The following is a 13,257-nucleotide window of genomic DNA, read 5'->3' as shown; positions in this document are numbered from 1 at the left end:
CTCACTTCGGCTGGTCCGCGACGCGATATGCGTCGCGGACCAGCCATTTTTCATCTGCCCACACCAGCACGAGGATGGCTGCCTCCTCGGTCTTCGCTTCGCCGGTCTCGGGCGATGACGGCAGCTCCATCACGGCCGTGTCTCCATAGCGATCCACGAGAACCGCATCCTTCCGACCGGCCATCTCGGCAGCGACGGGCGTGATCCCCGCGGAACCGGCCGCGACGGCAGCGGCGCACACCGCGTCGTCGCGTGCCTCGCACTCGACGATCTGCGCGAGGAGTGCCGGGAGAGCGCCTGTCGGATCGTCGGCCTTCGGCGGCGCCGCGGACGCGGACGGTGAAGGAGCAGGTGTCGGCGCAGTCCTCCTGGCAGGGCCCGCTCCCCCAGGACGGTCAGCGGACGGAGGAGTGCTCCCCGCTGCCCCGACCGCGGGATCGTCTCCGTCGCTCGGCCACAGCAGCCCCGCGAGGAGCACCGCCGCCGCGCACGCGCCGGCCACGATGAGAACCCGCCTGTGCCGGGAACCCGTCTCCCCTCCGCCCGCCGGCGGCCGTACCCTGATGGTCCGCCGATCGAGGAGAGGTCGCGCCCCGCTGACGACTCGATCGCGGAGGGCGAGCAGGCCGGCGAACGCCCGTACCGAGCCCCCTTTGACCGGACTCTCTTCCCGCATCCGACGCTCCCGCAGCCGTGCGCGGGTGACGGGTTCGGTGCGGACTCGTCGCACCGCACCGGAGACACCGGCTTCCGTGGGCGCCGCCCGGTCCTCTGCAGCCTCTTCCAGTGGTCGTGGTGCTGCGATCTCCAAGAGGTCGCTCTCTGCGTCCTCTAGCAATCGCCGGGGCACCCGGCGCTGTGCTGCGGCCGAGCGAACGCGATCGCGGGTGCGGTCGAGGACCCGGGCCATCGTCTTGTCGGTGCATTCCGCGCGTAGCCGGTCCACGATCACCAGGACGGCGGTCGGCGCGTCCTGACCGGGCCCCAGCACGAAGACCGGCCGGCCCCCGTCGGTGAGCCACCATGTCCCGTGCATGTCCACCGCCGACGCGGGCCCCAGCTCCGCCAGTCCACGCAGAAGACTCACGACCACCGTGCTGACCTCCCCCGATGGCAACCCGCCCCGCCGGAGCCGCCGATCCACGTAGGCCTCCAGGCGCTCGGTGCACCAGGGCAGAAGGACGTCGTGTCCGTCCGCGCGGCGGATCATGTCCACCGGCGCGGCGATGTGCTGGGTGCCCGCATATCGGCAGCCCGCCCAACCAGCGAGGCTCTCGGCCTCGACGCGCACGACCGGACCGTCCGGCGAGGTGACGAGCGCACCGCGAAAGGGCCCCTCAGCAGAGTCGAGGAGTCGGATCGTACGGTGTGCTTGGGGAAGCACGGGCTGCTCGCGGGGGGCACTCTCACGCGCTGGTGTCATGCGATCCATCCCACCCGACTCGCGGGACGCTCCGTCCGAACTCGTTGCTCGGGGACGAGATCCCGTGGCGGGTCGGATTGTGCAGGAGAGATCGCGCACACGCTCTCCGCTGCACGCGAACGGCGGCATCGCACGGCCTTCGGACTCGGTAGGCTGGTCTCCATGGCAAAGCGTGCTCCTGAACCCGAGAAGCGTCCTGGGTTCTTCTCCCAGATCAAGTCCCTCTTCCGGTTCACGCGCGAGGCCTATGCCTGGCTCCCCTGGGCGCAGGCCGCGATCCTCATCGGCGGCGTGCTGCTCGGCCTCCTGGCCGGCTACCTGATTCCGCCGTTCCAGGTGTGGACGCTCGTCCTCTGGGCCATCACGGGCTTGATGCTCGGCGTCCTCGGCGCGCTGTTCCTCATGACCCGGCTGTCGACCTCGGCCATGTACACGAAGATCGACGGCATGCCCGGTGCGACCGGCCACGTGCTCAGCACGAGCCTCGGTCGCCGGTGGCAGGCCTCCGAGACCCCGGTGGGCATCAACCCGAAGACGCAGGAGGCGGTGTACCGGACGGTCGGCCGCGGCGGCATCGTCGTCGTCGGCGAGGGCGCCCGCGGACGACTCACGCGACTCGTGAACGAGGAGCGCAGCCGTGCGCAGCGCGTCGCTCACGGCGTGCCGATCACGGTGCTCTACGTCGGGCACGGCGAGGACGAGGTGCCCATCGCCGACCTCGCGAAGACCATCAAGAAGCTCCCGAAGGCCATCGACAAGGCCACGATGGCGGCCGTCATCCGCCGCATCGACTCGGTCTCGCAGTCGCTGTCGTCGCTTCCCATCCCGAAGGGGATCGACCCGACGAAGGTGCGCGCGCAGCGTCCGCGCTGACCCGCTCCCCCGGACCGCGAAGCGCGGCCGCCCTCACCGAGGGCGGCCGCGCTTCTCTCATTCCGAGAGCGGCTGCTTGGGCAGGCGGCGCACCTTCGCGCGGCGACGACGACGTTCGGGGATCATCGAGCGCATCTCATCGAGCTTGCCGAAGCAGAACAGGCGGTCGTCGGGCTCGAGCACCACATGCTTGCGCGGGTTCGGGATGACACTGACCCCTCGGTGCAGGGTGAGCACCGTGATGTCGCGCTCCCACAGGCCCGCCTCCCCCAGCGTCTTGCCGACCAGGTCGGCGGCGCCGTGGACCATGAGTTCGGCGACGCCGTAGCCGGTGGAGACGGTGAGGCGCTGCCGGACGTCGATCTCCGGGAAGGCGACCTGACCGGCGATGTAGTCGATGATCGCGCCCGCGACGTCGAGCTTGGTCGCGGTCTCGATACCCTGCAGGCCCGGGGAGGAGTTGACCTCCATCACCAGGGGTCCCTCGTCCCCCTCCAGCATGTCCACGCCGGCGACGCGGAGTCCCATGATCTGGGCCGACCGCACGGCAGCCCGTTCGTAGACCGGGTCGAGCTCGATCGCCTCGACCGAGCCGCCACGGTGCACGTTGGAACGGAACTCGTCCCCCGCTGCCGATCGGCGCATCGCGGCGACGACGCGGTCCCCGACGACGAGCGCGCGGATGTCGCGGCCCCGGCTCTCGGCGATGAACTTCTGGATGAGCACGTTCTGCTTGGTCGAGTGGAGCGTCTCGATGATGGCCTCAGCGACCTTCACCTGCGGCGCGAGGATGACGCCGATTCCCTGGGTGCCCTCGAGCAGCTTGATCACCACGGGAGCGCCGCCGACGCGCTCGATCGCCGGCCGCACGTCCGCGCGGTTGCGGACGAAGGCCGTCGGCGGCATCGCGATGTTGTGCCGGGAGAGGATCTGGTTCGCCCGGAGCTTGTCGCGCGCGCTCGAGATGCCGTTCGCCGTGTTCGGGGTGTAGACATCCATCTGCTCGAACTGTCGCACCACCGCGGTACCGAAGTACGTGATCGAGTTGCCGATGCGTGGCAGGATCGCGTCGTAGTCGCTGAGCTGCCGACCACGGTAGTGCAGGTCGGGTTCGTCGGAGGTCAGGTCGATCGCGAAGCGCAGGGTATTCAGCACCTTCACGTTGTGCCCTCGCTGCAGTGCGGCCGCGCGGAGGCGTTGGGTGGAGTACGCCTGCGGCGCACGGGACAGCACTGCGATCTTCACGGGGGATTTCCTGCCAGGATGTATCAGGTGAGTAGGTCTACCCATTCAAACACCCTTACGGGGTGGCGCGAGTGGGTGAGCCTGCCCGATCTCGGGGTCGACTGGATCAAAGCCAAGATCGACACCGGCGCCCGCACTTCGTCCCTGCACGCGTTCGACATCCAGGAGTTCGAGCGCGATGACGAGCCCTGGGTGCGGTTCCGTGTGAAGCCCTGGCAGGACAGCCAGGAGGATGCCGTCGTCGTCGAGTCCCCCATCCACGACCGGCGGGCCGTCCGGAGCTCCTCCGGCCACGCGCAGGAACGTCTCGTCGTGCAGCTGATGATCCGTCTCGTCGACCGAGAGGTGCTCGCCGAGGTCACGCTGAGCAACCGGGACGAGATGGGTTTCCGGATGCTGATCGGCCGCGAAGCGTTGCGTCGCGGGTACGTCGTCGACCCCGCGCGCTCGTTCCTCGGCGGCAGAGCACCCCGCGAAGCACGCCGTCGCAACCGCGGCCGCGACTGAGCCTCAGGCGCGGATGAGGACCGTGCCCACAGCCTTGTCGTGGAGACCGCGCTGATCCGGGTCCCACACGACGGCCGGGATCACGACGAGGAGAAGCAGCGTACGCACGATCGGGCGCCACAGACCGACCCATCCGCCGTCGAGACGGACGACGCGCATGCCGAGGATGCGGTGCCCTGGGCTGCCGCCGGCGGTCGGGATGAAGAGGATCTGCACGACGCCGAAGATGAGCAGCGTGGCGAACGGGTCGTACTGGAAGAACGCGACGGAGAGGATGACGGCTGCCGTCCAGTCGATCGCGAGGGCCCCGATGCGACGTCCAGGGCGACCGATGCTCCCCGGTCCGGACTCCGGGAGTCCGAGTCGCTCACCGGGGTACGTGTTCACAGCATCCGTCACCCCTCCAGCCTACCGAGGCTGTGGATGCCCTCCGATCCTGCTCACGCTGTAACACGGACGAAACAAAGCGGATACCGTGGAGAAATCCCCCGTCCGTACTGTGCAAAGTGGCCCCGAAGCCATCGATCCGCATCACAGGAGTCGTACATGTTCAAAGATTCGTCCGAGGTACTGGCCTACATCAAGGAGAACGACGTCAAATTCCTTGACATCCGTTTCACCGACCTCCCTGGTGTGCAGCAGCACTTCAACATCCCTGCGGCGACGGTCGACGAGGCCTTCTTCACGGACGGACAGCTGTTCGACGGCTCCTCCATCCGTGGCTTCGCCAGCATCCACGAGTCGGACATGCAGCTGATCCCGGATGTGACGACGGCGTACATCGACCCCTTCCGCGAGGCGAGCACCCTCGTGATGATCTTCGACATCTACAACCCGCGCACCGGCGAGATCTACTCGAAGGACCCGCGTCAGGTCGCGAAGAAGGCGGAGAAGTACCTCACCTCCACCGGCATCGCCGACACCGCGTTCTTCGCCCCCGAGGCCGAGTTCTACATCTTCGACGACGTGCGCTACTCCGTCACTGCCGGCGAGAGCTTCTACAAGGTCGACTCCGAGGAGGCCGCGTGGAACACCGGCCGCGAGGAGGAGGGCGGGAACCTCGCCAACAAGACCCCGTACAAGGGCGGCTACTTCCCCGTCAGCCCGGTCGACAAGACCGCCGACCTGCGCGACGACATCACCCTCAAGCTCATCGATGCGGGCTTCATCCTCGAGCGCTCCCACCATGAGGTGGGCACGGCGGGCCAGCAGGAGATCAACTACCGCTTCGACACCATGGTGCACGCGGCCGACGACATCCTGAAGTTCAAGTACATCGTCAAGAACACCGCCGAGGAGTGGGGCAAGGTCGCCACCTTCATGCCGAAGCCGCTGTACGGCGACAACGGCTCGGGTATGCACACCCACCAGTCGCTGTGGAGCGACGGCAAGCCGCTCTTCTACGACGAGGCCGGCTACGGCCAGCTCAGCGACATCGCGCGGTGGTACATCGGCGGCATCCTGGCCCACGCGCCGGCGCTGCTCGCCTTCACCAACCCGACGCTGAACAGCTACCACCGTCTGGTCAAGGGCTTCGAGGCTCCGGTCAACCTGGTCTACTCGGCCGGCAACCGCTCCGCCGCGATCCGCATCCCGATCACGGGCTCGAACCCGAAGGCCAAGCGCATCGAGTTCCGCGCGCCCGACGCCTCGGGCAACCCGTACCTTGCCTTCGCTGCGCAGCTCATGGCGGGCCTCGACGGCATCAAGAACCGCATCGAGCCGCACGAGCCCGTCGACAAGGACCTCTACGAGCTTCCGCCTGAGGAGGCCAAGAACATCCCGCAGGTGCCGAACTCCCTGCTGGACTCGCTCGAGGCGCTCCGCGCCGACCACCAGTTCCTCCTCGAGGGCGGCGTGTTCACCGAGGAGCTCATCGAGACCTGGATCTCCTACAAGTACGAGAACGAGATCCTGCCGATCGCTCAGCGCCCGCACCCGTTCGAGTACGAGCTGTACTTCGGAGTCTGAGCCGAACGCAGATCGCGAAAGAGTCCGTCACCATCCGGGGGCGGGCTCTTTCGCTGCATGGGGGACCGTGCGGCTACGGCAGCCCTACCCCCCACGTACTCATTTGGGGTTACTTCCTACGCATATTCAGACATTTCGCCATCCTCTGACCCTGTCTTGACCTATGCTCGATCCCGCAGCCGGGGGGCTCGCTGGAAGAGGGCGGCATGTCGCAGGATTATGAGGTCGACACGGATGTGTTGCGGGCGATGGCGGCGAAGACGCGGAGCATCATCGCAGACGTCGGGGCGACCGACCTCACCCCGCCGACGAGCGCCGGCCACGAGTGGGTGGTCGCAGCCTCTGAGCGGTTCGCCGAAACCTGGTCTGCGGGCCTCGCAGCGCGGGTGACGGTCTCCGACGATTTCACCGAACGTCTGGCGACGACGGCCCGGGTCTTCGATGAGGGGACGGATGCCGCGAAGGCCGAGGTCGACGCGATGATCTGGGAAGAGTGATCGAGCTCGGGCAGACCCGCTCCGCCACCGCCCTCATCCCTGGCTCCCCCGGCGCGGTCAGGCAGACAGCCGAGGGGTGGAAGGCACACGGCACGACTGCAGCACGGGTGCACGACCAGCTCGCGACGCTCGACGATGAGGGCACCTGGACGGGCGAGGCCTACGACGCCTACCTGACGCGCTTCGACCGTCAGTTGCTGCACTGGTCGAACGCCGGCGACGGGCTCCGCGAGGGCGCTCACGCCCTGTTCACCTGGGCGGATGCGCTGGAGTGGGCGCAGGAGGAAGCCGCGCGCGCCATCACCCTGTGGGACGAGGCCGAGCAGCAGGCCGCCACGGCACTGGCCGCGCACCGCGCTTACGTCCGCGAGCTTCGGGTCGGGCAGGGCCTTCGGCACCCGGAGGTGGAGGTGCCATTCGTCGACCCGTCCGGTCCCGCGCATGAACAGGCCAGAGCGGTGCTGTTCAACGCCCGGGCGACGCTGGATGTCTTCGCCCGAGACTGCGGCAGTCCGGTTGGACCAGGCCGCAGAGGCCGCGCGCATGCCGCTCACCGAGGCTGAGGCCGCGACCGCAGCCCAGCATGCCGTCACCGAGGCGGTGTTCACGCTCGCTGTCGTGCAGCCGTTCCAGGCCACGATGGACATGCTTGCCGCCTCCGCGCGGACGCTGTGGGAGCACCCGGACATCATCCTCGAACTCCTCGGCGGAGCCGCCCTGGTCATCGGCGGCGGGGCCATGATGGGCGGCGGCGGAGCGGTCGCCGTAACCGGCGTCGGCACCGTCCCTGGGGGTGGTCTGGCCTGGGCTGGCGCCCGCGTAGCCGCGGCCGGCCTGACCGCAGCCGGACACGCTGCCGGCAGGTGGGCGAACGAGTCCGCTCAGAATGCTCCTGAGCGCCCCGCCCCACACCCCACGCACGGCGGACGGAACGTGCTCGGCCAGTACAACGGCGACGGCCAACGCCCCTGGGTCGACACAGAAAAGATCGGACTCGATCGTGTCGCCGAGGACACCGGCAAGGACGTTATCCGCAACAAGATCCGCGCGACCATCCAGGGGTATCACCACAATCCCCAAGCGACCTCAGACCAAGCTCGCTATTACGATGGCTTCATCGAGAACGCCGACGGGACGTACACCGGCATCGAGATCAGGGGCGGCACGGGCAGCCGCGATGCAGCCCAACGTGGCTTCGATGCCACCGTGAGCCCCGAACGACCAGCGACCGCCACCCTGAATGGGGAGAGAATCACAATCACTCGAGTAATTCTGGAGACCGTGAAATGAGTCAACCGACACATATCCGTCAGATCAATGACGATACTCGCGGCGCACTGGTCGATTACTTCCGGCCGTACCAGGAACAGATCCAGTTCTCGCTGCGTCAGCTCAACGGGTCCTCAACATGGGCATGGAGCCTGTGGCGCGCCCCGGAGGGCGCGGACCTTCTGGACAGCATCCCCTTCAGCGAGGAGTACATCCAGTGTGCCGGGACAGCGGAAGCCCTTGTGATCGAGGTCCGCTATGTCGACCCGGACGGCACCGCGCATCAGTATGTCGTCGGGCGTCCGGGCGCGGACATGTCCGGCGAGCCCACCGAGGTCATCCACTGGGATGACGGACGCCATTCCACCACCGTGTATCCCAACGAGGTGTTCACGGCCGACGAAGCAGCGGTGATCTTCTACACCTACTTCCTCACCGATAAAGTCGCCCAGCCCTACACGCTCCGCGAGATTGACATGAGCGTCCCCGACCCCACGGAGGACGACGCGACATGAGAGCCGCGGTCCGTCACGACGCGATCGCCGACACCGTCGCGCAGCTCGCTGCGTTCTCAAGGAGAGGGGAGATACCGCGGTGACCTCAAGCAGGACGCACGGCCAGCAGTTCACAACGGGTCAGATGGGGTGGATCACAGAGAACAGGCGCCCCGTCGCAGATCACCTGCGCCTGATGCTCGGCCGCTTGGACGGCATGACCGAGTTCACCTACAGCATCTGGCGTGGCGCCGATCCGTCAAGCATCGTCGGATTCCAGAAGCCTCTGACCGACTCCTTCATCCAGGCGGCCGGTTCAGCCGATCAGATGACGGTGGGAGTGCGCCTCCCCGCGCCTGACGGCGAGACCCACCTGTACACGGTAGGGCGTCCCGAGCCTGCCGACGGGACGACGCTGATCCCAATCAGTCAGACCCGCGCGGTGCGCGTGTTCTCGAACGAGGTGTTCACCGCTGACGAAGCCGCGGTCATCTTCTACACGTACTACCTCACCGACGCCGTCGCTCAGCCGTACGTCCTCCGCGAGCTCGACCTCAGCCAGGAGCTGTCGGAGCAACGATGAGAGTCGCGGTCCGTCACGACGCCGTCAGCGACACGGTCGCGCGTCTCGCTCTCACCCTTCGGCAATTCGAAGACGCGCTCGACGCCCTCGACGCGGAGGCCGCTCGACTTCGATCCTCATGGTCCGGTGAGGCGCAGGCGGCATACGACCGGGCCCACCACGACTGGGACACCGCCATCCGCCGTATGAAGGCCGCCCTCGCCGAAGCCAACCGCCGACTCATCACCGCCAACGCCATCTCCTTGGAGACCGCCAGCACCGCCGCCCGCCTCTGGCGGTAACGGCGCTCCGGGCATGACCCCCGTCAGCGCTCGTCGGCGACGATCTCGGCCTTGAACCCCGCGGAGTTCTCCAGCCATCCGGCGTAGTGATCGGGCCCACCGGCGTGCGGGTAGCGCTCCGCGTACAAAGGCCGCCAGCCGTGCTCGGGTGCCGCCGCGATGATCGCGTCCACTCGGCTCGGCGGGCCCGCAGCGAAGGCGAGATGGTTCACGCCAGGGGCGCGACGATCGTGTGCGCTGCCGCTGAGGTTCGGGGATATCGTGAGGGTGACATACGCGCCACCCGCCTCCCAGGACTCGCCCTCGGGCCATGCGCCGGCCCGGACGAAACCCACCGCACCGAACAGCCACCCCCACTCCGCTCGCGACGACGCGAGGTCGGCGACCCAGATCTCCACGTGGTGAATCCCTGCCATCCGTCCAGTCTCCCAGCTCCCCATGGATCCCCCGTTGCAGGTGTAGGCCTCCACGTCAACCCCAACGCAGCGTTTTCTCTGCGCGGATACGGTGAAGACATCGTCGGGATACCCGGTCCCGCCAGTGGAGGACGCCGTGATCACCCAGGAAGCCCCGCCGACCGCCGCGCTTCTGGACGGCCGCTACCGTCTGGCAGAGGCCGTCGGTATGGGCGGGATGGCGACCGTGTACCGCGCGGAGGACATCGCCCTCGAACGCACCGTCGCGGTGAAGATGTTCCGCGAGTCCGACGACGCCGTCGTGCCGGTGGAGCGGGTGCACTCAGAGAAGGCGCTCCTCGCGGGTCTCAACCACCCTGGCCTGGTCACCCTCCTCGACGCGCACCTCGAGCCCGGACGACCGAAGTACCTCGTGATGGAGTACGTGCCCGGACCGACTCTGAGCAAGCGCATGGCACGCGCGACGGTCCCAGCGCGCGAGATCGCCACGATCGGGGCGGACATCGCCTCCGCCCTCCACGCCGTGCACAGCGCCGGCATCGTGCACCGCGACATCAAGCCCTCGAACGTCCTGCTCACCCCGCCTCTCGACACGAACGGCCGGTGGAGCGCGAAACTCGCCGACTTCGGGATCGCCTGCGCCATCGACATGTCCCGTGTCACTACTCCCGGCATCGTCCTCGGGACGCTGACCTACATGGCACCGGAGCAGTTGCGCAACGGCGACATCCGTCCCGCGGTCGACGTCTACGCGCTCGGGCTCGTCCTGTTGGAAGCGCTCACCGGTAAGCCCGGCTTCGCGCCCACCCTCAGCGTCGAATCCGCCCTCGCCCGCCTCCACATCGCCCCCGAGATCCCCGCGGAGCTGGGGTCGGAGTGGGTCGGGCTGCTCACCGCGATGACCGCGATCGAGCCCGAAGCACGGCCGCACGCTCTGGAGGTCGAGGGCGAGCTGCGCCGGCTCGTCGATCTGCCTTCGACCGGAGAGGTCGCCACGGACGTCACCGTACCGCTTCCGGCGCCGACGGCAGGCGCCCTCCCCCGCACCCGCGCCGAGGCCCGCGCCCGTCGTCGCGTCGCGTCGGCGCACCCCGCGGCGTCCCCGGCCCGGCGCACGCGCCGTCGTCGCGAGTCTCTCCTCATCGCCGCGGTGGTCGTGCTCGGCGCGGTGACCACCGCCTCCGCAGCACTGGTCGGACACGGCGAGCAGGCCCTCGCCAGCTCGGGTGCCGTCTCCGACGGCGCGTCGAGGATCGTCGAGGACGTCGTGCCTTTCGAACCGGCTCCCACCGACACCGCCCCCGACCTGGCGCCGGCAGAGACCGTCGCGGTGGAGCCGGTGGCCGCGACCCCGGTGGCACCGGCGTCATCGGTCACCGAGTCGGCGCCGCATACGAGCCTGCCCGAGAACGCCGCACCGCAGGCGCAGGAGAACCGAGGCAAGAGCCCTGGCCGCGACGGCAACAACGGCAAGGGCAACAGCAGCCACTGACCCGACGCCCCCGACGCCCGCCGAGCCGGCGGGTGTCGCTGAGCAGCGCACGGGACCTGGTGGAGGAAGATCGAGTGTCGACTATCGACAGAGGGAGGGGACCATGCGTCGCAGGAAGTTGATCGCACCGCCGGATCCGGCACCGAGTGTGGCCGCGCAGCGACGGTCGCCGTCGAGCGTGGTCGCCGGCGCCAGGGCGAACCCCTTCATGTTCGGTCTCCTCGGTGCCCTCGGGGTGCTCGTCGCGCTCATGATCGGCGGCATCGTCGGCCAGCTCGCCACCGTGCTGGTCTACATCGGCGTCGCGCTCTTCCTGGCGCTCGGGCTTGACCCGATCGTGCGCTTCATCGAGCGCAAGCTCCCCCGTCCGGCCGCGGTCGCCGTGGTCGTGATCGGCGTGCTCCTCGCCTTCGCCGGGATCATCCTCGCCATCGTCCCCACTCTCGTGGAGCAGATCGGGAACCTCATCAAAGACGGTCCGGAGATGATCAAGGAGTTCACGAAGAGCGCCTGGTTCCAGGACGTCAGCGGACAGTTCGGCAGCACGATCCAGGATGCGGTCGACGGCGTGCTCGGCTTCGTGCAGAACCCGGACAACTTCCTCGACATCGGTGGCGGCGTCTTCGCCGTCGGCGCAGGGATCGCCGGCGGCCTGACGGGCGTCACGATCGTGCTCATCCTCACCCTCTACTTCATGGCATCGCTGCGCAGCATGAAGCGGGTGGCCGCGCGGTTCGTCCCCGCCTACCAGCGCGACACCTTCAGCGAGCTCCTGGAGGACGTCTCCAGTGCTGTCGGGCGCTACGTCATCGGTCAGGCGAGCCTCGCGCTCACCAACGGCGTCCTGAGCCTCATCTTCCTCACCATCATCGGAGCGCCGGTGCCGGCGCTGCTCGCACTGATCGCGTTCATCGGCTCGATGATCCCGCTCGTCGGAACGCTCTCGGCATCGATCATCATCTCGCTCATCTGCCTGTTCGTCTCGCCGACGACCGCGCTGATCGCGATCATCTACTACCTGATCTACATGCAGATCGAGGCGTACGTGCTCTCCCCGCGGATCATGAACAAGGCCGTCGACGTCCCCGGCGCACTGGTGGTCATCGCCGCGGTGGCCGGTGGAGCGCTCGGCGGAATCCTCGGCGCTCTCGTCGCCATCCCGGTGGCCGCGAGCATCATCATCATCGTGCAGAAGGTCGTCTTCCCCAATCAGGACAGGAAGAGAACGCCGCCGGCGGTGACCGTCGCCTGATCAGCGGACCAGGACGGCGCCCGGCTGCACCCGCACGGTGAACGCGTCGATCTCGCCGATCTCCTCGCCGTCGATCTCGAACATCTGCGGCGCGGAGAGCTGCACGCGGATCCGCTCCGCTGAGACGTGGGTGGTGGAGTCCGTGCTGACCGCCTGATCGACGTTCCCGATCATGCGACGGATGCCGTTGTCCCAGACGACCGAGCGGACGGTGTCGAGCCACTGCAGCGCGCCGTCGGAGCTGATGAGCAACATGTCGAGGAGCCCGTCGTCGAGGACGGCATCGGGCAGCAGACGGATGCCACCCTGGAGCATGCCGCAGTTGCCGACGAGCAGCGTGTGACCGCGCACCTCCTCCGGCTCGTGGTCGTCGAGCTGCAGCGTGATGTCCGTCATCTCGGTACCGGCCAGTGCGCGCCCCATCGCCTCGACGTAGGCGAGCCAGCCGGCGCGATCCTTGAGGTCGTCGTTGGTCTCCACGAGCATCTGCGCGTCGACCCCGAAGCCGACCATGACGGAGAAGGCATGCTCCTCGCCGTCGAACTCCACCCAGCCGAGGTCGATGCGGTGCGGCTCGGAATCGCGGATGTGCTCGAGCGCCGGCAGCACGCCCTCGAGCGGCACGCCGAGGTTGCGCGCGAGCAGATTGCCTGTGCCCTGCGGGACGATCCCGAGAGCGACATCGGTGCCGACCAGAGCCTCCGCGACCGCGCGGATCGTGCCGTCACCGCCGACCGCGATGACGAGGGCACAGCCCTCCTCCACCGCTTTCGACGCGACGCCACGGCCGGGGTCATCCGGAGTCGTCTCGCCCCAGCGCACGTCGGCTTCCTCACCGAAGGCGATGGTGACAGCCTCGCCGAGGACATCCCGGTCGGACTTCGTCGGGTTCCAGATCACGCCGATGCGAGGAGAGGTCATACGCTCACTCTGAGCGACGGACGACGATCGTGC

The 13,257-nt window shown here is 68.2% G+C and carries 16 protein-coding genes; 11 read left to right on the top strand and 5 right to left on the bottom strand.

Features of this window, described 5'->3' with window-relative positions; genetic code table 11:
• Position 1: 1 nt before the first annotated feature.
• Positions 2-1,291 (bottom strand): hypothetical protein, encoded by a 1,290-nt coding sequence (locus tag AB1285_RS06395; RefSeq protein ID WP_292795742.1) that lies wholly within the window; start codon positions 1,289-1,291, stop codon positions 2-4.
• 294 nt (positions 1,292-1,585) lie between these two features.
• Between AB1285_RS06395 and AB1285_RS06390 the strand changes: the two genes are divergently transcribed.
• Positions 1,586-2,296 carry a DUF4191 family protein gene (locus tag AB1285_RS06390; RefSeq protein ID WP_187661578.1) on the top strand — a complete coding sequence of 237 codons (711 nt, stop codon included), beginning with the start codon at positions 1,586-1,588 and terminating at the stop codon, positions 2,294-2,296.
• 57 nt (positions 2,297-2,353) lie between these two features.
• Here AB1285_RS06390 and AB1285_RS06385 read toward each other — a convergent pair whose 3' ends face one another.
• The gene (locus AB1285_RS06385) at positions 2,354-3,541 is read right to left on the bottom strand and encodes a RimK family alpha-L-glutamate ligase (RefSeq protein ID WP_060923121.1); all 1,188 of its coding nucleotides are present in this window, start codon (positions 3,539-3,541) and stop codon (positions 2,354-2,356) included.
• 18 nt (positions 3,542-3,559) lie between these two features.
• On the opposite strand from AB1285_RS06385, the gene AB1285_RS06380 reads away from it, so the two are divergent.
• Positions 3,560-4,048 (top strand): ATP-dependent zinc protease family protein, encoded by a 489-nt coding sequence (locus AB1285_RS06380; protein ID WP_187661579.1) that lies wholly within the window; start codon positions 3,560-3,562, stop codon positions 4,046-4,048.
• Between the two features lie 3 nt (positions 4,049-4,051).
• Here AB1285_RS06380 and AB1285_RS06375 read toward each other — a convergent pair whose 3' ends face one another.
• The gene (locus AB1285_RS06375) at positions 4,052-4,447 is read right to left on the bottom strand and encodes an RDD family protein (RefSeq protein WP_232089029.1); all 396 of its coding nucleotides are present in this window, start codon (positions 4,445-4,447) and stop codon (positions 4,052-4,054) included.
• 147 nt (positions 4,448-4,594) lie between these two features.
• On the opposite strand from AB1285_RS06375, the gene glnA reads away from it, so the two are divergent.
• The 7 genes from glnA to AB1285_RS06340 all read left to right on the top strand — a co-directional run bounded on the left by glnA (position 4,595) and on the right by AB1285_RS06340 (position 9,143).
• Positions 4,595-6,019: a type I glutamate--ammonia ligase gene (glnA, locus tag AB1285_RS06370; RefSeq protein ID WP_187661580.1), complete on the top strand. Its 1,425-nt coding sequence runs from the start codon at positions 4,595-4,597 to the stop codon at positions 6,017-6,019.
• A 206-nt stretch (positions 6,020-6,225) separates the two neighbouring features.
• Entirely contained in the window at positions 6,226-6,516 is a 291-nt protein-coding gene (locus tag AB1285_RS06365; protein ID WP_292795737.1) for a hypothetical protein, read from the top strand.
• Positions 6,513-7,079 (top strand): putative T7SS-secreted protein, encoded by a 567-nt coding sequence (locus tag AB1285_RS06360; protein WP_292795734.1) that lies wholly within the window; start codon positions 6,513-6,515, stop codon positions 7,077-7,079. Before AB1285_RS06365 ends, AB1285_RS06360 begins: the two co-directional genes overlap by 4 nt.
• Positions 7,060-7,806: a hypothetical protein gene (locus tag AB1285_RS06355; RefSeq protein ID WP_292795731.1), complete on the top strand. Its 747-nt coding sequence runs from the start codon at positions 7,060-7,062 to the stop codon at positions 7,804-7,806. The genes AB1285_RS06360 and AB1285_RS06355 overlap by 20 nt, the downstream gene beginning before the upstream one ends.
• Positions 7,803-8,300: a hypothetical protein gene (locus AB1285_RS06350; RefSeq protein WP_259952456.1), complete on the top strand. Its 498-nt coding sequence runs from the start codon at positions 7,803-7,805 to the stop codon at positions 8,298-8,300. Before AB1285_RS06355 ends, AB1285_RS06350 begins: the two co-directional genes overlap by 4 nt.
• 124 nt (positions 8,301-8,424) lie before the next feature.
• Positions 8,425-8,862: a hypothetical protein gene (locus tag AB1285_RS06345; protein WP_429977426.1), complete on the top strand. Its 438-nt coding sequence runs from the start codon at positions 8,425-8,427 to the stop codon at positions 8,860-8,862.
• Positions 8,859-9,143, top strand: coding sequence for a WXG100 family type VII secretion target (locus AB1285_RS06340; protein ID WP_292795726.1), 285 nt, complete (start codon positions 8,859-8,861; stop codon positions 9,141-9,143). The genes AB1285_RS06345 and AB1285_RS06340 overlap by 4 nt, the downstream gene beginning before the upstream one ends.
• 23 nt (positions 9,144-9,166) lie before the next feature.
• On the opposite strand, the gene AB1285_RS06335 is transcribed toward AB1285_RS06340, so the two are convergent.
• The gene (locus tag AB1285_RS06335; RefSeq protein ID WP_292795723.1) at positions 9,167-9,559 is read right to left on the bottom strand and encodes a VOC family protein; all 393 of its coding nucleotides are present in this window, start codon (positions 9,557-9,559) and stop codon (positions 9,167-9,169) included.
• A 136-nt stretch (positions 9,560-9,695) separates the two neighbouring features.
• Here AB1285_RS06335 and AB1285_RS06330 point away from each other — a divergent pair, with 136 nt between their 5' ends.
• Together AB1285_RS06330 and AB1285_RS06325 are read left to right on the top strand one after the other, a co-directional pair.
• Positions 9,696-11,051 (top strand): serine/threonine-protein kinase, encoded by a 1,356-nt coding sequence (locus AB1285_RS06330; protein ID WP_366236722.1) that lies wholly within the window; start codon positions 9,696-9,698, stop codon positions 11,049-11,051.
• A gap of 103 nt (positions 11,052-11,154) precedes the next feature.
• The gene (locus AB1285_RS06325) at positions 11,155-12,303 is read left to right on the top strand and encodes an AI-2E family transporter (RefSeq protein ID WP_370428889.1); all 1,149 of its coding nucleotides are present in this window, start codon (positions 11,155-11,157) and stop codon (positions 12,301-12,303) included.
• Here the strand turns inward: AB1285_RS06325 and AB1285_RS06320 are convergent, their stop codons facing one another.
• Positions 12,304-13,224 carry a diacylglycerol/lipid kinase family protein gene (locus tag AB1285_RS06320; protein ID WP_292793625.1) on the bottom strand — a complete coding sequence of 307 codons (921 nt, stop codon included), beginning with the start codon at positions 13,222-13,224 and terminating at the stop codon, positions 12,304-12,306.
• Positions 13,225-13,257: the final 33 nt, after the last annotated feature.

Source organism: Microbacterium sp. NRRL B-14842 (assembly GCF_050470785.1).
The sequence above is the reverse complement of the archived record's forward strand: the minus strand, read 5'-3'. Positions and strand labels throughout refer to the sequence as shown.

Bases quoted from the DNA above. Each gene is read 5' to 3' on its own strand.
- AB1285_RS06390 (WP_187661578.1), top strand. From the start codon at position 1,586: ATGGCAAAGCGTGCTCCTGAACCCGAGAAGCGTCCTGGGTTCTTCTCC.
- AB1285_RS06380 (WP_187661579.1), top strand. From the start codon at position 3,560: ATGTATCAGGTGAGTAGGTCTACCCATTCAAACACCCTTACGGGGTGG.
- glnA (WP_187661580.1), top strand. From the start codon at position 4,595: ATGTTCAAAGATTCGTCCGAGGTACTGGCCTACATCAAGGAGAACGAC.
- AB1285_RS06365 (WP_292795737.1), top strand. From the start codon at position 6,226: ATGTCGCAGGATTATGAGGTCGACACGGATGTGTTGCGGGCGATGGCG.
- AB1285_RS06355 (WP_292795731.1), top strand. From the start codon at position 7,060: ATGCCGCTCACCGAGGCTGAGGCCGCGACCGCAGCCCAGCATGCCGTC.
- AB1285_RS06350 (WP_259952456.1), top strand. From the start codon at position 7,803: ATGAGTCAACCGACACATATCCGTCAGATCAATGACGATACTCGCGGC.
- AB1285_RS06345 (WP_429977426.1), top strand. From the start codon at position 8,425: ATGGGGTGGATCACAGAGAACAGGCGCCCCGTCGCAGATCACCTGCGC.
- AB1285_RS06340 (WP_292795726.1), top strand. From the start codon at position 8,859: ATGAGAGTCGCGGTCCGTCACGACGCCGTCAGCGACACGGTCGCGCGT.
- AB1285_RS06335 (WP_292795723.1), bottom strand. From the start codon at position 9,559: ATGGCAGGGATTCACCACGTGGAGATCTGGGTCGCCGACCTCGCGTCG.
- AB1285_RS06325 (WP_370428889.1), top strand. From the start codon at position 11,155: ATGCGTCGCAGGAAGTTGATCGCACCGCCGGATCCGGCACCGAGTGTG.
- AB1285_RS06320 (WP_292793625.1), bottom strand. From the start codon at position 13,224: ATGACCTCTCCTCGCATCGGCGTGATCTGGAACCCGACGAAGTCCGAC.